The organism is Acinetobacter sp. SwsAc6, from assembly GCF_013391565.1.
GTDB lineage: Bacteria > Pseudomonadota > Gammaproteobacteria > Pseudomonadales > Moraxellaceae > Acinetobacter > Acinetobacter cumulans.
On the sequence record NZ_JACAXE010000001.1, the window covers coordinates 232,793 to 252,591 of the forward strand.

The following is a 19,799-nucleotide window of genomic DNA, read 5'->3' on the forward strand; positions in this document are numbered from 1 at the left end:
GTAAGATGCTTAAATTTCTGCAACGGCTAAGCAGGTGACATGTACCTGCTGGCACCCCAATTCGATTAGGCAATTGTGTAGGGCTTGAATAGAACTGCCCGTAGTGACCACATCATCGACAATCAGAACATTGCGATAGCGCACTGCATTTGGTGGCGTTAATTGAAATTGTTGTTGAATATCACTCATACGTTCTAAACGACTTAAGCCTTTTTGTGCGCGTTGTTTTAAACGTGTGACAGGTTGCCAAATGGGTACATCCAAGTGTTTTGCCAGATCTTGTGCAATCAGCAAGGACTGATTAAAACCACGTTCTTCTAGGCGTTCCGTTGATATGGGCATAGGAACAATCGCCTGTACTTTTTTGGGTTGTTTGAGCGAGCAGAGTAAGCCTGAAAGGAGTGGTTGAAATTGTAGTTGTTGTTGATATTTATACTGTTGAATAATGCGATCGAGTGGATAGTCGTAACGACATGGTGTCATGATTTGTAGGCCTTGGCGCTTTATGGTTTGCCTTTGCCAAGGTAAAGATTTCCAACAATCCTCACAGACCTGATGCCAATGTTGGGTATCTGCATGGCAAAGTTGACAGGGCTGGAAGCTTCGAAACAGCCCTGTCAATTGCTGGAGTATGGAATTAGATTTAGGGTTATACATAGGCATAGCGTGGTGCTTCAGGCAGCCAGCGTTTCAGCAAGGCTTCTGCATTTTTAGGATGTTCTTTTAATATTTGCTGCGCAGCATAATGCGCTTGATTCAGCAGATGATCATCGCGCTCTAATTTGGCTACACGGAAGCCCATATCGCCTGTTTGTTTGGTGCCAAGCAGTTCACCTGGGCCACGTATTTCCAAATCTTTTTCAGCAATGATAAAACCGTCATTGGTTTCACGCATGATACGTAAGCGTTCCTGCCCATTTTGCGACAGTGGGTTTTTATACAGCAGGGCGCAGAAGCTGGCTTTAGCGCCACGCCCCACACGGCCACGCAGCTGATGCAGCTGAGATAAGCCTAGACGCTCTGCATTTTCAATCACCATGATGGATGCATTCGGTACATCCACACCCACTTCAATGACCGTGGTGGCAATCAGCAATTGTAGTTCATTGTCCTTAAACTGCTGCATCACAGCCTGCTTTTCATCGGCTTTCATTTTACCGTGTACCAGTCCGATATTCAGCTCGGGGAAGCGTTCTTTAATTTCGGCAAAAGTGGCTTCCGCAGCTTGCGCATCCAAGGTTTCCGATTGTTCGACCAAGGTGCAGACCCAATAGGCCTGTTTGCCTTCGGCACAGTTGGTGGCAATGCGTTGTAGCACTTCTTCACGGCGGTCCAGCGGTATAGTCACGGTTTGAATTGGTGTACGGCCGGGCGGCAGTTCATCAATCACCGAAGTGTCCAAATCACCATAAGCCGACATGGCCAGTGTGCGAGGAATAGGCGTGGCCGTCATCACCAGTTGATGCGGTGTCATGCCATTTAAGCCTTTATTGCGCAGCGCTAAACGCTGATCGACCCCAAAGCGGTGCTGTTCATCAATAATCACTAAGCCCAATTTGGCAAAAGCGACATTGTCTTGAAACAGTGCATGGGTTCCGACCACTAAGTTGGCGCTGCCGTCTTGTATGCTTTGCTCGGCGGCAGTGCGGGCTTTGCCTTTTTGCTTGCCTGAAAGCCAAGAAACAGTTAAGCCCAAAGGCTCAAACCATTTTTTAAAATTTAAATAATGCTGTTCTGCCAAAATTTCAGTCGGTGCCATCAGTGCCACTTGCCAGCCTTCTTCTAAGGCATGACAGGCAGCCACGCCTGCAACCAGTGTTTTACCCGCGCCAACATCACCTTGAACTAAACGTAGCATGGGCTTGTTTTGTTTTAAATCTTTGGCGATTTCTTTTGAAACCCGCTTTTGCGCGCCAGTCATTTCAAAGGGAAGGCTGCCAAGCAGGGCTTTAGCAAAAGTTTTACTTGGACTGAATGAGGGTGCTTCAATTTGCTGAACATAAGCACGGCGGGTCAGCAGGCTGACTTGATGCGCGACCAATTCTTCAAAAATCAAACGCTGCTGCGCAGGGTGTGAGCCTTGTGTCAGCTGCAGCATATTGGCATTTACAGGCGGATGGTGAATATAGTCCAGTGCTTGTTTCAGCGCATAGCCATTGGTGAATTTTTGCGGCAGCAGTTCAGGTAGGTCATCGCTGTGGCTTTCTAAAGCTTGCTTCACAAATTCACGCAGTTTAGGCTGGGTGAGTCCATCAGTTGCTGGGTAAATGGCAGTGAGCTGTGTTTGTGGCAGCGGCGTGTGTTCAGTGATTAGCTGCAGCTCAGGATGATACATTTCCAGTCCGCGTGCACCGACACGTACTTCACCAAAAATGCGCAGGCGGGCGCCCAATTTGGCACGGTCAGTAATGCCTTTATAAATATGGTAAAAACGTAAGGTGACTTTGCCTGTATCATCGTCCAGTTGTACAGCCATCGATTTGCGTTTACCCGGCGGAAAGTCGACACCTTTGACAATGCCTTCGAGCAAATAGCTGCGTCCAACGGTCAGCTGATTCATGGGTATAATAGTGCTGCGGTCTTCATAGTCACGCGGCAAATGAAACAGTAAGTCGTCGGTGGTGAAAATATTCAGTTTTTCAAGCAATGCGGCAGCAGCGTTTCCTACGCCTTGCAGTTGATGAACGGCAGCCATTTCCCCTCAGTCTGTTTTGGACAGATGTTAAGTCTGTGATTAGGTGCTAAATGCATATTTTATTTATAGGTTATGGTAAAACATCTCAGCGCGCTACAAAACTGTTATTTGAGCAGGGCCACCAAATTACCACAATCAGCCAAAGCCCGAAAACGGATGAATATGCCAATCATCTGATTCAGGATGTACATCATTTGAATTTAAGCGGTATCGCGCCTATAGATGCAGTGTATGTATTGCTATCGCCCAATGCGTCTACTGTGGAAGCTTATCAGCAGACCTATGTCGATACGGTTCAGTCCATTGTTCAAGCTTTAAAAGGGCATCCGATTCAACGCATCGTTGTCGTGTCTTCTACTCGGGTCTATGGCGAAAATGCCGGTGAGCGTGTGGATGATGAAACCTTGCCAAACCCTATAGATGCGCAGGGCAGGCTGCTGCTGGAGATGGAGCAACTATATCAAACTGCTTTTCCTGTGCAGTGCGTGATTATCCGCCCGAGTGGGATTTATAGCGGTGCATCTGCACGAATGCAGAAGCTGGCAGAGACAACAAAAAGCTATCCAAATATTCACTGGTCCAACCGGATTCACATTGATGATTTAGCGCGTTTCTTGGTATTTATGCTTCACGTGGAACATGCTGAAAAATCATATATTTGTACCAATAATATGCCACAACCTTTGCATGAGAAAATTTTAAATATTCAACGTGAGTTGAATCTGCCTGAGTTGGTTTTGGAAAGTGATAGGGTAACAGGGAAGCAGATTTATGCGGACAGGATGAAATCAGCGGGCTTTCAGTTGGAGTATGAGGATTCTTAAGTATGCTTAATATTAGGTTTTTTATCTTAATGTTTTGATATTTATGTGAAATTAATAGTTTGTGTAACGTGTGTTAAGTGGGTTTTTAGTAAATCATAATTTTTGATAAGATAAATTTTTAATCAAAATAAATTAATAATTATGGGTTATAGATCTGGTGGGATGGTGTTTCCATTCAAAGGTGATCTAGACGAATTAGTTGACTTAGTTAACAATTGGACTGAAAAATGCTTTGAAATTTTAGCCCCTAATTTGAAAGCAAATGAAACTATTGAATTAGAGTTAATTAAAGATAACGTGGTCATTATTCATAATTACAGCTTTTTCTTCTCTGCTTATCAAGATAAGGGTTTATGGAGTGAAAGGCTTAAAAAATCTTCATTGAATGATTGGGTAATATTTTTTGAATGTGTAGATAGTTTTAATGTAGCCAGTTATTTGATATTTAAAAATAATATAGAGGTTAGGCGAGTTTCTGAGTCTGAAGATCAGGCTTTTTATCAGGATGGTGAACCTCAAGACTTTGAAAAAGAATGGCTTAATGCATCAATAGCTTATGAACATGAATATCAAGAAGATGATGAATGGAAGGAAGAAATTATAACTGATCCAAACTTTTCCTTGGATGACATTGAAGAGTGGGAGAATTATTACAAATTTTATTATGTTGGCTCTATAAATAATTCCACCAACCATTTAGCTAGACAGTTGCTAAGTGACTTATCAAATAAATATCTAGGTTTTGATTTGATTAATGATTTTTATGACTTAGAGAACAAAATTACTCTAGGTTATGGTGATATTACTGAGAATCAGTTAATTGTAAATAAACAGAAAAAAAGCTTTTTTGAGAAAATTTTATTTTGGAAGTAACATTCATTTAACATAAGACCTCTTATACTAAATGCATATGTAAGCCCAAAACAGAAATATCCATTTTCTTCGAAGTAAATAAAAAGGGGCAAGTCTTAAAACTCACCCCTCATCCCAACCTTCTCCCAAAGGGAGAAGGAGCTATAAGGATTTACTTCTTCTTGCGCTTCAAGCGTTTCTTCGCCTGTTCCGCAGCGACTTTATCCAGTGCTTCTTTCAGTTCATCATCGCTGAATGTCGTAATGTGTTGCAACATTTGCAAGGTCACATCATCCAATACAAGGTTGGCGTACTGAGCAACATTTTGGAAGTTTTCATCAAACACAATCGCATTGTCTTCATTGGTACTGATGTAGCCTTGCTGTGTCAGTACCTTAATAAAGCTTTGGAATAAGGCTTTATCAAAGAATTCTGGTGAGTTGAACTCATACAGCACAGATAGACGCTGACCAACCAAATGGCTCAGTTCTTCAACCTGACGCGTAGAAATATTGCCTGAACCACGCTGGGTGATTAAAGCCAAGGTCATGTAATAACGTTCAAGGCTCTGCATCACAGGTGCAGCCAACACCACCAATTGATTGTGATGTTCACTGTTTGGCGCAGGTGAAACTAAGTTGCCTTCGGCGTCTTCAGAAATGAGCTTGGCTTGAATCAATGCTTCAGCATAAGCACAAATCTGATCTTTCAGCTCTTCATCTTTCCATTTTAAAAACAGTTCAGCTTTTAAGAATGGATATAAAGTACGGATCACATTGATTAAGTCGCCACGGCGGATGGTGCCGTTATGTTCAACCATTGCCGCAATCAGTGAAGGCAAAATGAATGCATGTAAAATGTTATTGCGGAAATAGGTCAGTAACACGGCTTGACCATCTTCAATGGCAATAATGTCACCCAAGACATGCTTCACGCGTTTGATCAGTTTAAGCTTTAAGCCGTAAGCAATAATTTCTTTACCTGACAACGGTGTCACTTGCATACGCGAATCATACGGCAGGGCAGTGAGCAGGTTGCGGTAGGTATCAAGCTGATTAATACAAATTTCTTCGTCCAGCGTATGTTTTACAGTAGCTAGTAAAATCAGAGACAGCAAAGACACAGGATTGATTACTGCAGCACGGTTGATGTTTTCCAAAATCGCATGTGCTGAGCTTGTCACAGCTTCTGAAACTTCTGGTGGCATCGCATCGTCATTTTTTTCAATTTTGACATTGTCTACGCCATGCTGTTTTAGAACATCATTGAGGAAAACAGGCTCGCCAAAGTTCACATGCACCTTGCCGAAAATACGTTCAATTTTACGTAAAGTTTTAACAATACCGAGGATTGATTCGCCTTCTTTTGGCTTACCGTTCATTTCGCCAACGTAGGTTGCGCCTTCCATTAAGCGTTCATAGCCAATATAAGTTGGCAGGAACACAATCGGTTTTGCAGGGTTACGCAGATGGCTGTGTACCGTCATTGCCAACATACCCGTTTTTGGCGGTAACAGACGGCCAGTACGCGAACGACCACCTTCAATAAAGTATTCGAGAGGCGTATTACGCGACAAAATGCTGTATAAATATTCTTTAAACACAGTGGTGTATAAGCCATTGCCACGGAAGCTACGACGGATAAAGAATGCGCCACCGCCACGTAGAATTTGGCCGACAAATGGCATATTTAAGTTATCACCGGCAGCGATGTACGGCACCATCATCCCGCGTTTGTAAATCACATAAGACAGTAATAGGTAGTCAATATGACTGCGGTGACATGGTGTATAGACAATTTCATAGTCCTTAGCCAATTCACGTACGGTACTGAAGTTATGTACTTCTACACCGTCATACAACTGTGTCCACAAACGTGTTAATGCAATATCTGCAAAACGCACCGTTGAGTGAGAATAATCGGACACGATTTCATTTAAATAACCAATCGCACGACGCTCAGCTTCGACCATACTAATTTTGCCACGAATACTTTCACGGCGAATCGCATCTTGCACATCAGGGGCTTTGATTAGACCGTGCATGACATTGCGACGGTCAGATAAATCTGGGCCTAAAACGACTTCACGTTGACCATCAAGATAGTCATTTAGTGTGCTTAAGATATAAGTGGCTGGTGACAGGTTTGGATGCGTAGTTTTCGCATAATCGATGAGTGCACGTAGTGATTGTGGCTCATGGAATTCGATATAAGTTTGACGTCCATGCAAGCCAATATTCATGAGTTGCTTAACACGGCTTGGTGTAGACCATGTGTCTGTAAATAAAAGCTTTAACCAAGAATCTTCTTTTTCTGGATCACGTCCCCAAAGCAAAGTGACAGGAACAAATTCAATATCTAAATCAGGTTGTTTTTCTAAGGCTTCGACTAAGCGCAAAAGGCGCGGTGGAAAAGCATGTGGCGGTGGGTTAAGTAAATTATTTTCATCGCGATGTTGCAAAAATAATACTGAGGCTTTTTCAGTATGTGTCCCTACATTGAGCGGGTCGAGCGCGGCATGTAATTTTAAACGACGGGTTTCACCATCGACCACCAAGGCATTACTACGTGAGTGTGTTTGTAATACGTAGCAGACAATCTTTTTAGATTGCGGGGTATCTGATGTTTCTGCGATCGCGGGTTCAGTAGGCACTTCGCCAAGAACGTGTGGTGTTACCACGAGGTCAAGAAGCTTACTTGAAAGCTTACGATACATTTGACCAAAGCCAGGCTTGGACATAAAGACTCCTACTTGAATGAACCAGCCCGATTAAATTTCGGGGGATACAATTTTTGCATAATTTTAGCGAAAAACAGTATGTCATTTTCTAACATTTTATAGGCATATTGTAAGATTTTATCGTTAAAAAACGTATTTTTAGCAGATAATTTCGAAGAAGAATGTGACAGTCCAGTCAGGCAATCTTTAGGGTTTTACTGGGTTTTTATGGCAATATAGTGCTGAACTGTGAATTTAAATTTTGCCTGATTTCAGGTGATCCCATGTAAATAGGTCGTATATGAATGCTTTAACTCAAGAGTTAGTTGAACTGCTTAGCTTAGAAAAGCTAGAAGAAAACATCTTTCGCGGTCAAAGCCGTAATTTGGTGGGCAAGCGTGTGTTTGGCGGTCAAGTCTTAGGCCAAGCACTTCGTGCAGCATCATATACAACCGACCGTCCTGCACATTCACTGCATGCATATTTCTTGTTTGGTGGTGATGTAAATGCGCCAATTATTTATGAAGTTGACCGTATTCGTGATGGCCGTAGTTTTGTAAGCCGTCAGGTACGTGCTATTCAACATGGCAAGACCATTTTTATGTGCATGGTGTCATTTGCAGAACAAGAAGAAGGCTTGAATTATCAAGTGGCTGAGCCAGAGTATCCTGCAGTTGAAGATGTAAAATCAGAAGCTGAACTTAAAAATATGTTGGTTGAGTTTGTACCTGAAAATGTACGCGCATCATTTATGCGCGACCGTCATGTGGAAATTCGCCCAATCGATCCGCAAAATCCGTTCCAGCCACAACCTGCTGCGCCATCTTATGCACATTACATTCGCACACATGACAAAATTGCAGATCATGTAGATGAGATCTCGCTCCATCAGGCGATTGCGGCATTTTATTCAGACTTTACTTTAATGACAACGGCGCTGCGTTCGCATGGTTTAAGCTATTTATCGCCAAGTTTACAGTGTGCCAGCATTGATCATGCTATGTATTTCCATAAACCATTTCGTGTGGATGAATGGATGCTATACGACATGGATGCAACCATAAGCGCTAGCTCGCGCGGTCTGAATTTTGGTCGTATGTGGCAAAATGGCGAGTTGGTATGTAGTACTACACAAGAAGGTTTAATTCGTTTGCGTGAAATTGAAACGCAATAAACCTTGAGCTGTGTACATTAAAAAAGCCGAATCGATCGATTCGGCTTTTTTATTTTAAGCTGTTCACAGAATGTATAGCTGGCTTTAAAGTTTAAATATTTTTTTTCGAATGTAGTAGAAATCTGCTGTCGCCCAACATCGTTCATTGGATGTGCTTAGCAGGAAAATTGCAGGCCTTTACACAAAAAAATATCGAATCTTAGGCTTACGCATGGCATAGTGCCTTGAAGTATGTACTGAAAAAAATGACTCAGCTATGAGCTTAAATACCCAAATTTTTATTGCAGCCATTTTAGGCATTGCCTTTGGCTTTTTAATGAATCTGTTTCCAGACAGTGGATTCTTTAACTCGAGTTTATATGGCTTGGGATTAATGAGCAGTATTTTTATTGGCTTACTAAAAATGCTATTGATCCCTCTCATTTTCAGTTCAATCGTTGTGGGAGTTTCTAATTTACAGGCAGGTGGTCAGTTAGGCCGTGTTTGGAAAATTACTTTGGCTTGCTGTGTAACCACGACTACACTGGCACTTATATTGGGCTTGGCTTGTGCGCATATATTTCAGGTGGGGAAGGGTGTGGACATTCAAATGTTCCAAGAGGCCATGGCACAACATCAAAGTCCAGACACGCTGACACCGTTATCTTTTTTTACCAATTTTATTCAAAATACATTAATTAACCCTTTCAAAGCCTTTGCTGAAGGCAATGTGCTGGCAGTCGTCGTGTTTGCCTTACTGTTGGGTGTGGCATTGGTGCAAGGTGGCGATAAATTCCGTAGCGTACGTAAACTGAGTGCGCAATTTTTTGACATTATGATGCTGATGATCAGCTGGGTTATGAAACTAGCACCCTTGGGTATTTTTGCGCTCTTGGCGAAGTTAATTGCGACAGAAGATATTTCGGTGCTGAGCCGTTTGGCTGAATTTGCTGCTGTGGTAACAGGAACGACCATTTTTCATGGTGCGGTGGTATTGCCATTTTTATTGTGGATTTTTGGCAAGATGAGCCCAATCACATTCTTTAAGGGAACACGTGCTGCTCTCATCACAGCGTTTGCGACCAGTTCCAGTTCTGCAACCATGCCACTGTCTATGAAGTGTGCACAGGAAAATTTAGGCGTCCGTCCACAAACTGCAGGTTTTGTAATTCCATTAGGCACACAATTGAATATGGATGGTACTGCGCTATATGAAGCTGCTGCTGCACTTTTTATTGCAAATTTGATGGGACTAGATTTGAGTTTGGGGCAACAATTGATTGTCTGTGCCACCGCCATGATTGCCTCTTTGGGTGCGCCGGGCATTCCAAGTGCGGGCATGGTGACTATGATTATGGTATTGCAGTCTGTTGGTTTGCCTGCTGAAGCGATTGCGATTTTACTGCCGATTGACCGCTTATTAGATACAGTACGTACGGTGGTGAATGTACAGGGCGATATGATGATTAGTGTGGTGGTTGATCGTCATACGCGAGAAGCTGAAACAGTAATAGAAAGTTAATTCAATATTGAGTTTTTTCTGCGCCGTAACGCTGTAAAGCATTTTAACCACGAAATGAGCACAATAAAAAGCAGGCTACAAAGCCTGCTTTTTTAATTTTATTTCAGCCCAAATAGTACTAATTAGCTTTGGATAATCGCTTAAGCGGCAACTTTAGGTAGTGCGCGTTTAGCCGCAGGAGACTGATCTAAGTAAGCAATCGCATCTTCTGTTTTTGCTTCATGGACTGGATCATACCAAGGCATTAAATAACCCAATTGCTGAGAAACCAACCATAGCGGATGTGGCATTAGACGGTTGTCTTTTTGTGCGATGCGTGACCATTCACGCCAAATCCAAGGTTTATATACCGCAGGCTTAATTGATGCATAACGTGGATCTTGTCCTAAAATATGGGCAGCACCATCAGTCCAAAGCCCAATAACAGCCACAATCACAATTAAACTTTGATAGTAGCGAGAAATATAGCCACCACCTAAATGACGATAAAGATCAAAAGCCACCGTGCGATGTTCAATTTCTTCTGCGCCATGCCATTTGACCAAGTCCAGCATATTGGGGGCTGCGCCCAAGCGTTGCCATTCAGAGTTATACAGCACGTATTTTCCTAACACACAGGTCATGTGTTCAACCGTTGCAATAATTCCTAAACGGAACAGATCCCATTGATGTTCGAGTACTTTAGGTACTTCTAAGCCCATGGGTTGATCAGCCAATACCTTGCCAAATAAGAAATCCATAATTTTTAAGTTACGGCTCACATCAATATTGCGCACCGTTAGGTATTCTTTATTCGCAGAATTATGTGCTTGCGCATGCATGGCTTCTTGGCGGATAAAGGCTTTGACGTCTTCCGCAAGTTTTTCATCGGTAATTTTAGGCAGTACTTTGTTGTACAGGCGGCAGAACCAAAATTCGCCTGCTGGCAAAATCATATTAATTTCATTAATAAAGTAGCTGACAAAAGGCTGGTTGGGAATCCAGTCAACCGGCGTATCCTGCCACTCAAATTTGACTTTACGCGGTTTAATGCTGTAGCTGATGGAAGAGCCTATTCTTGAGTTTTTCAGGCGGGAGAGCAATTTCATCTGACGGTCCTTATTTTAATTTTGTGAAGCTGTTCACATTTATATATAGGGTCAGTATGAAAAAAATATCCTGTATTGTAATTAGCAATACAGGACATTTGGTTGTCAAAAAATGATGATTATGGTCAGACAATCTGACGCATTTTACCGTTAAGACGGATCTTTTGGCGCTTGCTCGGCAGGCAGTTCAGCGTCTAAAGCATCATCAAATTCAGTCTCTTCAAACTCTGAATCGAAGTCAGCATCATCAAAATCATCTGCTTCGGCATCTGGAATGCTGGCCAAATCAAATTCTGCAGCCTGTTCAAGGGTAAAGTTCAAACGGCCACCCATCACGCTGGCAAGTTCTTCTAAGCCCTGTTTGTTTAACGATGAGAAGGTTTGAATCGAGAACTGCAGCTTCATTTTTTTCAGCTGCGCTTTAACTTCCTGCAGCGCTTTAGAAGCAGGGCCGCGGTTGAGTTTATCTGATTTAGTTAAAAGTACATGCACGAATAATTTACGTGAATATGCCCATTCCAGCATCATCACATCAAAGTGCTGCAGTGGGTGGCGGATGTCCATTAACAGGACAAGGCCTTGCAGGCTTTCACGGTGAATCAGGTAATTTTCGAGTTCTTTTTGCCAAACAATTTTCATCGCTTCAGGTACGGCCGCATAGCCATAACCCGGCAAATCGACCAAACGCTGGTCTGGATTGCCCAAGCTGAAAAAGTTGATCATTTGGGTGCGGCCAGGGCGTTTTGATGCGCGGGCCAATTGCTTTTGATTGGTTAAAGCATTAATTGCGCTAGATTTTCCTGCATTTGAGCGGCCAGCAAAAGCGATTTCATAGCCTGTATCTTCAACGCATAAATTCAGCTTTGGCGCGCTCATTAAGAATTCAGCTTTACGCAGCCAGTTTAATGCGCGTACAGAGTATTCAGTAATAGCTGGATCGACTTTTTTTTCGTAGCTGATCTTTTGCTTAGGCGCATGAGCTACCTTACTGTTTCTAGATTTTCCTCTGTGCTGATGCATAACTCGACTTCAATGACTGATTTACAAGCAGCCATTATAAAGGAACTCGTTCGGGCAAGCGAACTTTGATCTGAAAGATGCGCTGATCGAATGGAAAATGGGCGCGGCCACATCATAGATTGATCATTTGAATGGGAGACTGCGTAGTGTATTTTGATGAGGGCGGGGTGCTGAGGACATCTCCTAAGCTGTATTGGTCGAGGCTGTGATAAAACTGCTCCATCGCCTGATCTAAAATGCCTTTTAAACCGCAATTGCTGCGTAACACGCAGGGAGGCGTATTGCATTCCACAATCGGATTTTCACGCTGTAAAATCCGGACAATTTCACCAAGACGAAGCGTGAGTGCCTGAGGGTTAAGGCGAATGCCGCCGCCTTTGCCGCGGGCGGTAATCAGCCAGTCCTGTTTTCCCATAAAATGCACAATTTTCACTAAATGATTTTGCGATACGCGCAGATCTTCGGCAATTTCCGCAATTGTATACGGCAGCGCTTTGGGCTGAGCGATATACATCAGAACACGTAAGGCATAATCGGTGAATTTATTCAGCTGCATGATAATACTGTAAGTGTAGGAGAAATAAATAAGGGTTAGTCTAGCATAACTAAACTAACCCTATTTTATTTCAAGCGGACGGGAGAGTTAGTGTTTTACACCGCCTGTGCCGAAAGCTTCACTGTGGATATTGGCCGCAGGAATGCCGCGGGCAATTAAAGCTTTCTGCTGTTCAGCCATAAATGGCATTGGACCGCAGAGGTAGTAATCTGCATTGACTGGCAAGATTGCAGTATCCATGCTGCCTAAGTCTAGACGGCCAGCAATGTCATAATCTTCACCTAATTTGTCACTGGCATGAGGGAACTCATACGCAGTAAAAGTGCTAAGGCGCGGATATTTTGCTTTCAAATCCTGAATGTGTTTATGCATAGCATGCACTTGTTTGCTGCGGCATGCATGGATAAAGGTCACAGGCTGCGGCATGTCTAAAGTGACCAGCTGATTCAGCATTGCAATCATCGGAGTTAAGCCAACGCCGCCGCTGATGAAGACATTGCGTTTATTTGGATCAATGAGATAGAAGTTGCCTGTTGGCGCAGATACTTCAATTTCTGAACCGGTCTCTAAGCCATGCAGCGTATTGGATACCCAGCCTGCAACCAAATCACCTTTTTGGTCTTCACGTTTCACGGAGATGCGTAAATAGTTGGTTTGCGGACTGGTAGACAGCGTATATTGACGCGGCTGTTTTAAACCCAGTTCATCAACCAATACACGTACTGAGATGTACTGGCCTGCTTCATATTTTGGTAAATCGCCGCCATCGGAAGGCTCAAGGTAGAATGAGGTGATTTCATCGCTTTCAACCACTTTTTTCGCAATTTTGAAATTGCGCCAGCCTAACCAGCTGCCTTTGGTTTGCTGATGCTGCTCATAAATCGCTTTTTCAGTGCTGATAAACAAATCTGCTAATTGTCCGTATGCTGCCGCCCAAGCTGCAATTAATGGATCTTCCATTGAAATGCTTAAGACTTCACTGATCGAGTGCAGCAAGTTTTCACCGACAATATTATAGTCCGGCGCTTGAATGTTAAGACTCACATGTTTGTGCGCAATTAATTCTACAACCGGTAAAAGTACAGACGGATCTTCAATATTTTCAGCATAGGCCAATACAGCGCCTGCCAAGGCTTGTGCCTGAGCACCGCTGCGCTGATGCCCCATGTTAAAGGTTTCTTTAAGGTCAGGATTATTGCCCAACATGCGGTTATAGAAGTAACCCGTCAGCGCGACACCATTTTCACGTAGAACAGGAACAGTCGCTTTTACTAGGTCAATTTGCTGCGGAGTCATAGCTGATCTCTCATGGCTGTTATTTATAAGATGTATTTAAAATACATGTTTAAAAATATATTCGCAATACATGTTTTAGCAAAAACCATAAAAAAATTATGGAATATAAAAATATTCCATAATTTTGTACTTTTTGATTGGGCTTTTAGATTATTTCTGGCCGAAGAGAGAACCCAAGAGTCCACGGACAATTTTCTGTCCAGTTGAACCGCCAAGGCTGCGTGCAGCACTCTTGGCAAAGGTGCCCACCGTATCCTGAATCAATTTTTCACGCTGTTTGGCTGCACGTTCAGCTTCTCTTTGCTGTTCGCGGACAATGCGCTCTTGTTCACGTGCCTGCTGTTTTTCTAAAGCTGCTTGGTCTTTGGCGTGCTGTTTGGCTCGGGCTTCCTGTTCTTTGGCTTGAGCTTTATCTTGTTCAGCTTGAGCGGCCTGCTGGTTACGGTCTGTCACTTTTTGCTGCAGCATTTCAAAAGCGCTGTCGCGGTCTACGGCTTGATCATAAATGCCTGCGACAATGCTTTGCGTCATGATGGTTTTGCGTTCATCCGGGCTGATCGGGTCAAAGGCGGAATGCGGAGGCATAATCCAGCCGCGCTCAACCATTTGCGGGGTGCCTTGCTCATCCAGACAGCTGATCAGCGCTTCACCGACACCTAATTCTGTAATGGCCTGATCGACTTTAAATGCCGGGTTGGCGCGGAAGGTATCGGCAGCGGTTTTAACTGCTTTCTGATCTTTGGGGGTAAAGGCGCGTAGCGCATGTTGTACGCGGTTACCCAGTTGGCCCAGTACGCTTTCAGGTAGGTCAAGAGGGTTTTGTGTCACAAAATAAATGCCCACACCTTTGGATCGGATCAGGCGTACAACTTGCTCAATCTTTTGTTGTAATGCAGGGCTGGCATTATCAAACAATAAGTGTGCTTCATCAAAGAAGAAGACCAATTTGGGCTTATCCATATCTCCAACTTCAGGGAGTTGTTCAAACAGCTCTGATAACATCCACAGTAAAAAGCTTGCATATAGTTTTGGCGTGTTCATCAGTTTATCGGCAGCCAGTAAATTAATATTACCTCGGCCTTGTGCATCGGTCTGAATAAAATCCATGATATTGAGAGCAGGTTCGCCAAAGAATTGATCTGCGCCTTGATCTGCCAGTGCAAGCAAATTACGTTGTATCGCGCCTAAACTTGCAGGGGATAAATTGCCGTATTCTGCTTTGAATTCAGTAGCATGTTCACTCACATAACTGAGTAATGCTTTGAGATCTTTAAAATCAATAAGAAGTAAGCCTTGATCATCGGCAATACGGAATACCGCAGAGAGCACACCTTCTTGTGTATCATTTAAATTCAGCATTTGTGCCAACAAAAGTGGCCCAATTTCAGAAATCGTTGCTCGGATAGGGTGGCCTTGATCTGCAAACAGGTCCCAAAATACAACTGGTGAAGCAGAAAACTCAATTGTTTCTATATTTAGGGTTTGTAGCCGTGCGTCAAATTTAGGACTACTTGATCCAGCCTTTGCAAGGCTGGAAACATCACCTTTGGCATCAGCCAGAAATACGGGTACACCCAAGCGGGAAAAACTTTCTGCCAGCACTTTTAAGGTCACCGTTTTACCTGTACCGGTTGCACCAGCAATTAAGCCGTGGCGATTGGCAAACTCAGAGTGTAGGATGATATCTTGTTGTGTATTCGAGGTTTTTTTAGCAATAATAATTGGTGTACCCATAATTTAGCCTTTTGTCTCATTATTCATGTAATTGTTGGTTCATTTGTTTTAAAGCATTTTCTATATCTTGGATTAAATCTTGTGGATCTTCTAGTCCTATACAGAAACGTACCAGCAAACCTTGTTGTAAATGTGTATGTTCTAAAACACGCATCTCTTTTAAGTTATACAGCATCACCAGACTCACGGGACCACCCCAGCTAAAACCTAATTTAAACAGCTGTAATGCATCACAAAAGCGACGGATCGCTTGCATGTCATATTCAGGTTTGAAAATTACACTGACTAAGCCAGCACTTTGGCCTTGTTTGCAAATGTTTTTCCAATACTCGTGTCCTGCAGCATCAGGGTCGGCAGGGTGTAATACTTGTACAAATTCAGATTGTTGCTTCAGCCAATTCAAAAGCGTTAACGCACTTTTGGCTTGATGCGCATAACGTAACTGCATAGATGCAAGGCTACGTTGCACTTGTGCCACATCATCACCTGAAACAGAAATCCCTTGAATGGCATGCATACGGAATAGTTTGTGATGCAATTTTTGGTCACGCGTTACCACGGAGCCCATTAAAATATCGCCACCACCACTTGGATATTTGGTTAGTGCATGGACAGTGATATCGACACTTAAATGCTCATCTCCAAAATCAAAAGCATTAAAGGCAAGACCTGCGCCCCATGTATTGTCGAGTGCGGTTAAGATGTCTTGAGCTTTGGCTTTTTTGACTAATCCTGCAAGATCAGGGAATTCTAAGGTGACCGAACCTGCAGCTTCTAACCAAATAAGCTTGGCTTTTGAGCTAGGGTTAAAGCTTGAAACATCGAGTGAGTTATAAACTTTTACATGAATTCCGTAGCGTGATTCTAAGTTACGTAAATGCTCCATATTTGGGCCATAAATATTATCGGCCACCCACACTTCATCTCCCTGACTTAAAAAACAAGAATTGACTAAGTTAATCGCTGATAAGCCACTCGGTGCAAGGAGGCTATATATACCGCCTTCAATTTGCGCAATGTTATCGCCAAGTGTAAAGGTGGTTGGGGTGCCATGTGTGCCATAACTATAGTCGTAAGCATCTGTCCAGTGGCGATTAAATAGGGCATCAGTATTGTTGAAAATAATAGTAGATGCACGAAATAGGGGAGGTTGAACGGTTTCTATATATTGAGGGGCACGTCGTGGTGCATGTATGAGGGCGGTTTGAGGTTTATTTTTCACAGCGAAACTCATTCATTCGTTAAATCTTGTATTTGAGCTTAAGGGATTCATCCTAAATACACCACAATGTGTATAAATTGTTTAATATAAGCAGAAAGCTAAAAAGTTGGCTTCATTTTTGCAAAACCACTATCTATAAGAGAGAAAAGATATAGGAAAGTGAATGAAGCCACAGTTAAAAGTACATTATTTTCAGCATATTGCTGGTGAAGGGTTCGGAAGTTGTTATGAATATTTGAAAGGTATGAATGCTAAAATTTCTGCCACTGAGTTTTTTGCCTTGCCTATCGATTTGGCTTTAGATATAGAGGCCTTACCTCATGTAGATGATGTTGATTTACTCATCATTATGGGGGGCACAATGAGTGTCAATGATGAAGCTAATTTCCCTTGGCTAAAAATAGAAAAGCGTTGGTTAAGGCGCTATTTGGCACAAGGGAAGCCTGCAATAGGTTTGTGTTTGGGTGGGCAGTTAATTGCCAATGCTTTGGGGGCTGCAGTCAGTAAAAGTCCGCATGAAGAACTGGGTTGGATGTCTGTACGTAAGACAGCCCATGTACCAGCGCATTGTTTTCCCTTGCCAGATGAATTTCAGGTTTTGCAATGGCATGGCGAAAGTTTTGAAATACCTAAAGGTGCTATACATTTGGCGGAAAACGATGGTTGTCGCAATCAAGTGTATCAGATTGGTCAAAATGTCTTGGGCTTCCAGTTTCACCCAGAAATTACCCCGCATGCTTTAAATCTGTTCTTGGAAACAGATGATGCCTGTGAACGATATACAGGGGCATATATACAATCGGAAGGCGAGCTGAAGTCAAGTAGTAAAAGTAAATTTATTCAGGGAAATCAAATATTAAACCAAGCAATAGCGTATGTATTGCAAAGAACAGTGGCAGGACAACTCGCTGAATGTCACAAAGCATAATTAAATTGAAAAACATGATAAAAAAACGATTTTAGATTTGCTTATGCATTAAACAATAGTTATAATGGGCGACCCTTTAATGAAGGGGGTTGACTACGAATAAAGTAGTTAACATCGTGACAGTCGCGGCATCGATCGTGACCTTAGTGATAATTCACTGCTCTTGACACTTGCCTTTATTAGTGGGGTGAGATGCGTCAAGAGTGATTCTTTATATTTTTGGCTTGGAGTTAACTGGTATGTCTAACCAGAGAATTCGTATCCGTCTTAAGTCTTTTGATCACCGTTTAATTGATCAATCATCTCAAGAAATCGTAGAAACAGCAAAACGTACTGGCGCACAAGTTTGCGGTCCAATTCCAATGCCTACACGCATTGAACGTTTTAACGTTTTAACATCACCACACGTAAACAAAGATGCACGTGACCAGTACGAAATCCGTACTTATAAGCGTTTGATCGACATCGTTCAACCTACAGACAAAACTGTAGATGCATTGATGAAGTTAGATCTTGCAGCTGGTGTTGATGTTCAGATCGCTTTGGGTTAAGGCTTTCGGGTTAATTAACGAATTATAGAAGTTAATTAAGCCGCTTTTTTAGAGGTTAATGCACATGGCTATTGGTTTAGTCGGTCGCAAGTGCGGTATGACACGTATCTTTACAGATGCTGGTGTTTCTGTACCTGTAACAGTGATTGAGGTTGATCCTAACCGCATCACTCAAATCAAAACGCTTGAAACTGATGGTTATCAAGCGATTCAAATCACTACTGGTGAACGTCGCGAATCTCGCGTAACTAACGCTCAGAAAGGTCACTTCGCTAAAGCGGGTGTTGCTGCTGGTCGTCTAGTTCAAGAATTCCGCGCTACAGAAGCTGATCTTGAAGGTCGTGAAGTTGGTGGTACTCTAACTGTTGACTTGTTCACAGTTGGTCAAATCGTTGACGTAACTGGTACATCTAAAGGTAAAGGTTTCCAAGGTGGCGTTAAGCGTTGGAACTTCCGTACTCAAGATGCTACTCACGGTAACTCTGTTTCTCACCGTGTTTTAGGTTCTACTGGTCAAAACCAGACTCCTGGTCGCGTATTCAAAGGCAAAAAAATGGCTGGCCATTTAGGTGCTGAACGCGTAACTACACAGGGTCTTGAGATTGTTGCAATTGACGCAGAACGTTCAGTTCTTGTTGTTAAAGGCGCGATTCCTGGTGCTACTGGTGGTGACGTTACTGTTCGTCCTACGATCAAGGCCTGAGGGGAAATATTGTGAATTTAAATACTGTTTCCGGCTCTGCTGTTGAGTTATCTGAAGTTGCTTTTGGTCGTGACTTTAACGAAGCTCTTGTTCACCAAGTAGTTACAGCTTACTTAGCTGGTGGTCGTCAAGGCTCTAAAGCTCAGAAATCTCGTGCAGACGTTTCTGGCGGTGGTAAAAAACCATTCCGTCAAAAAGGTACTGGCCGCGCTCGTGCTGGTTCTATTCGTAGCCCAATCTGGGTTGGCGGTGGTAAAACTTTTGCTGCTCGTCCACAAGACTGGTCTCAAAAAGTAAACCGTAAAATGTATCGCGGTGCTATGCAATGCATCCTAGCTGAACTTGTTCGTCAAGATCGCTTGGTATTGGTTGAAGAGTTTGCTGTTGCAGCTCCAAAAACTAAAGAATTGCTTGCAAAACTTAACGACTTAAATGCAACTCGCGCATTGATCGTTACAGAAGCTGTAGATGAGAATCTATACCTTGCTGCGCGCAACCTTCCACACGTGGATGTTGTTGATGCTGCTGCAATCGATCCTGTTAGCTTGATCGCGTTCGATAAAGTTGTTATGTCTGTAGCTGCTGCTAAGAAAATTGAGGTAGAACTCGGATGAACAACGAACGTTTATATCAAGTCCTACAAGGACCTGTATTCTCAGAAAAAGCACAAGTTTTAGGCGAAACTGCTGGTGTTCAAGTTTTCAAAGTTGCATTAAATGCAAACAAACTTGAAATCAAAAAAGCAGTTGAGCAACTGTTTGGTGTTCAAGTTGTTAAAGTTAACACAACGATCACTAAAGGTAAGACAAAACGCTTTGGTAAAACATTAGGACGTCGTTCTGATGTTAAAAAAGCATACGTCACCCTGAAAGCTGGCCAAGATGTTGAAATGGCTGACTTGGGCGATACCGCTGAAAACGCAGCGGAATAAGGACG

Annotated in this window: 18 protein-coding genes; 9 read left to right on the forward strand and 9 right to left on the reverse strand. The window is 42.8% G+C overall.

The features are described from left to right. Positions 1-9: 9 nt before the first annotated feature. Both HYG93_RS01090 and recG read right to left on the reverse strand, forming a co-directional pair. The gene (locus tag HYG93_RS01090; protein WP_372658385.1) at positions 10-663 is read right to left on the reverse strand and encodes a ComF family protein; all 654 of its coding nucleotides are present in this window, start codon (positions 661-663) and stop codon (positions 10-12) included. Continuing rightward, on the reverse strand, positions 650-2,695 hold the full coding sequence (gene recG / locus HYG93_RS01095) for an ATP-dependent DNA helicase RecG (RefSeq protein ID WP_117007430.1): 2,046 nt from the start codon (positions 2,693-2,695) through the stop codon (positions 650-652). The genes HYG93_RS01090 and recG overlap by 14 nt, the downstream gene beginning before the upstream one ends. Positions 2,696-2,745: 50 nt before the next feature. On the opposite strand from recG, the gene HYG93_RS01100 reads away from it, so the two are divergent. Further along, a complete protein-coding gene (locus tag HYG93_RS01100) occupies positions 2,746-3,519 on the forward strand; it encodes an NAD(P)H-binding protein (RefSeq protein ID WP_178961678.1) in 774 nt (257 codons plus the stop codon). A 141-nt stretch (positions 3,520-3,660) separates the two neighbouring features. Further along, entirely contained in the window at positions 3,661-4,392 is a 732-nt protein-coding gene (locus tag HYG93_RS01105; protein ID WP_117007432.1) for a hypothetical protein, read from the forward strand. Between the two features lie 151 nt (positions 4,393-4,543). Here HYG93_RS01105 and plsB read toward each other — a convergent pair whose 3' ends face one another. Continuing rightward, positions 4,544-7,111 carry a glycerol-3-phosphate 1-O-acyltransferase PlsB gene (gene plsB / locus HYG93_RS01110; RefSeq protein WP_120364472.1) on the reverse strand — a complete coding sequence of 856 codons (2,568 nt, stop codon included), beginning with the start codon at positions 7,109-7,111 and terminating at the stop codon, positions 4,544-4,546. A gap of 280 nt (positions 7,112-7,391) precedes the next feature. On the opposite strand from plsB, the gene HYG93_RS01115 reads away from it, so the two are divergent. Together HYG93_RS01115 and HYG93_RS01120 are read left to right on the forward strand one after the other, a co-directional pair. Beyond that, the gene (locus HYG93_RS01115) at positions 7,392-8,264 is read left to right on the forward strand and encodes an acyl-CoA thioesterase II (RefSeq protein WP_117007433.1); all 873 of its coding nucleotides are present in this window, start codon (positions 7,392-7,394) and stop codon (positions 8,262-8,264) included. A gap of 256 nt (positions 8,265-8,520) precedes the next feature. Beyond that, positions 8,521-9,765, forward strand: a complete 1,245-nt coding sequence (locus HYG93_RS01120) for a dicarboxylate/amino acid:cation symporter (protein ID WP_106984023.1) — start codon at positions 8,521-8,523, stop codon at positions 9,763-9,765. 140 nt (positions 9,766-9,905) lie between these two features. Here the strand turns inward: HYG93_RS01120 and HYG93_RS01125 are convergent, their stop codons facing one another. The 6 genes from HYG93_RS01125 to HYG93_RS01150 all read right to left on the reverse strand — a co-directional run bounded on the left by HYG93_RS01125 (position 9,906) and on the right by HYG93_RS01150 (position 16,681). After that, complete coding sequence (locus HYG93_RS01125) at positions 9,906-10,853, reverse strand: metal-dependent hydrolase (protein ID WP_120364471.1); 948 nt, start codon at positions 10,851-10,853, stop codon at positions 9,906-9,908. 150 nt (positions 10,854-11,003) lie between these two features. Further along, the gene (yihA, locus tag HYG93_RS01130; protein WP_106984025.1) at positions 11,004-11,873 is read right to left on the reverse strand and encodes a ribosome biogenesis GTP-binding protein YihA/YsxC; all 870 of its coding nucleotides are present in this window, start codon (positions 11,871-11,873) and stop codon (positions 11,004-11,006) included. Positions 11,874-11,985: 112 nt separating this feature from the next. Continuing rightward, entirely contained in the window at positions 11,986-12,429 is a 444-nt protein-coding gene (locus HYG93_RS01135; protein ID WP_106984026.1) for an Rrf2 family transcriptional regulator, read from the reverse strand. Between the two features lie 87 nt (positions 12,430-12,516). Next, a complete protein-coding gene (gene hmpA, locus HYG93_RS01140) occupies positions 12,517-13,725 on the reverse strand; it encodes an NO-inducible flavohemoprotein (RefSeq protein ID WP_106984027.1) in 1,209 nt (402 codons plus the stop codon). Between the two features lie 150 nt (positions 13,726-13,875). Further along, complete coding sequence (locus tag HYG93_RS01145; protein ID WP_178961681.1) at positions 13,876-15,459, reverse strand: helicase HerA-like domain-containing protein; 1,584 nt, start codon at positions 15,457-15,459, stop codon at positions 13,876-13,878. 19 nt (positions 15,460-15,478) lie between these two features. Beyond that, positions 15,479-16,681 (reverse strand): PLP-dependent transferase, encoded by a 1,203-nt coding sequence (locus tag HYG93_RS01150; protein WP_372658389.1) that lies wholly within the window; start codon positions 16,679-16,681, stop codon positions 15,479-15,481. Between the two features lie 163 nt (positions 16,682-16,844). On the opposite strand from HYG93_RS01150, the gene HYG93_RS01155 reads away from it, so the two are divergent. The 5 genes from HYG93_RS01155 (at position 16,845) to rplW (ending at position 19,794) form a co-directional block, all read left to right on the forward strand. Then, a complete protein-coding gene (locus HYG93_RS01155; RefSeq protein ID WP_106984029.1) occupies positions 16,845-17,609 on the forward strand; it encodes a type 1 glutamine amidotransferase in 765 nt (254 codons plus the stop codon). Positions 17,610-17,848: 239 nt separating this feature from the next. Then, positions 17,849-18,160: a 30S ribosomal protein S10 gene (rpsJ, locus tag HYG93_RS01160; RefSeq protein WP_004725677.1), complete on the forward strand. Its 312-nt coding sequence runs from the start codon at positions 17,849-17,851 to the stop codon at positions 18,158-18,160. A gap of 64 nt (positions 18,161-18,224) precedes the next feature. After that, positions 18,225-18,863 (forward strand): 50S ribosomal protein L3, encoded by a 639-nt coding sequence (gene rplC, locus HYG93_RS01165; protein WP_106984030.1) that lies wholly within the window; start codon positions 18,225-18,227, stop codon positions 18,861-18,863. An 11-nt stretch (positions 18,864-18,874) separates the two neighbouring features. Further along, positions 18,875-19,477, forward strand: coding sequence for a 50S ribosomal protein L4 (gene rplD / locus HYG93_RS01170; protein WP_106984031.1), 603 nt, complete (start codon positions 18,875-18,877; stop codon positions 19,475-19,477). Then, entirely contained in the window at positions 19,474-19,794 is a 321-nt protein-coding gene (gene rplW, locus HYG93_RS01175; protein WP_106984032.1) for a 50S ribosomal protein L23, read from the forward strand. Before rplD ends, rplW begins: the two co-directional genes overlap by 4 nt. The last annotated feature ends 5 nt before the right edge of the window (positions 19,795-19,799 follow it).

Coding starts and splice junctions, on each gene's coding strand:
- HYG93_RS01090 (WP_372658385.1), bottom strand. CDS start 663: ATGCCTATGTATAACCCTAAATCTAATTCCATACTCCAGCAATTGACA.
- recG (WP_117007430.1), bottom strand. CDS start 2,695: ATGGCTGCCGTTCATCAACTGCAAGGCGTAGGAAACGCTGCTGCCGCA.
- HYG93_RS01100 (WP_178961678.1), top strand. CDS start 2,746: ATGCATATTTTATTTATAGGTTATGGTAAAACATCTCAGCGCGCTACA.
- HYG93_RS01105 (WP_117007432.1), top strand. CDS start 3,661: ATGGGTTATAGATCTGGTGGGATGGTGTTTCCATTCAAAGGTGATCTA.
- plsB (WP_120364472.1), bottom strand. CDS start 7,111: ATGTCCAAGCCTGGCTTTGGTCAAATGTATCGTAAGCTTTCAAGTAAG.
- HYG93_RS01115 (WP_117007433.1), top strand. CDS start 7,392: ATGAATGCTTTAACTCAAGAGTTAGTTGAACTGCTTAGCTTAGAAAAG.
- HYG93_RS01120 (WP_106984023.1), top strand. CDS start 8,521: ATGAGCTTAAATACCCAAATTTTTATTGCAGCCATTTTAGGCATTGCC.
- HYG93_RS01125 (WP_120364471.1), bottom strand. CDS start 10,853: ATGAAATTGCTCTCCCGCCTGAAAAACTCAAGAATAGGCTCTTCCATC.
- yihA (WP_106984025.1), bottom strand. CDS start 11,873: ATGCATCAGCACAGAGGAAAATCTAGAAACAGTAAGGTAGCTCATGCG.
- HYG93_RS01135 (WP_106984026.1), bottom strand. CDS start 12,429: ATGCAGCTGAATAAATTCACCGATTATGCCTTACGTGTTCTGATGTAT.
- hmpA (WP_106984027.1), bottom strand. CDS start 13,725: ATGACTCCGCAGCAAATTGACCTAGTAAAAGCGACTGTTCCTGTTCTA.
- HYG93_RS01145 (WP_178961681.1), bottom strand. CDS start 15,459: ATGGGTACACCAATTATTATTGCTAAAAAAACCTCGAATACACAACAA.
- HYG93_RS01155 (WP_106984029.1), top strand. CDS start 16,845: ATGAAGCCACAGTTAAAAGTACATTATTTTCAGCATATTGCTGGTGAA.
- rpsJ (WP_004725677.1), top strand. CDS start 17,849: ATGTCTAACCAGAGAATTCGTATCCGTCTTAAGTCTTTTGATCACCGT.
- rplC (WP_106984030.1), top strand. CDS start 18,225: ATGGCTATTGGTTTAGTCGGTCGCAAGTGCGGTATGACACGTATCTTT.
- rplW (WP_106984032.1), top strand. CDS start 19,474: ATGAACAACGAACGTTTATATCAAGTCCTACAAGGACCTGTATTCTCA.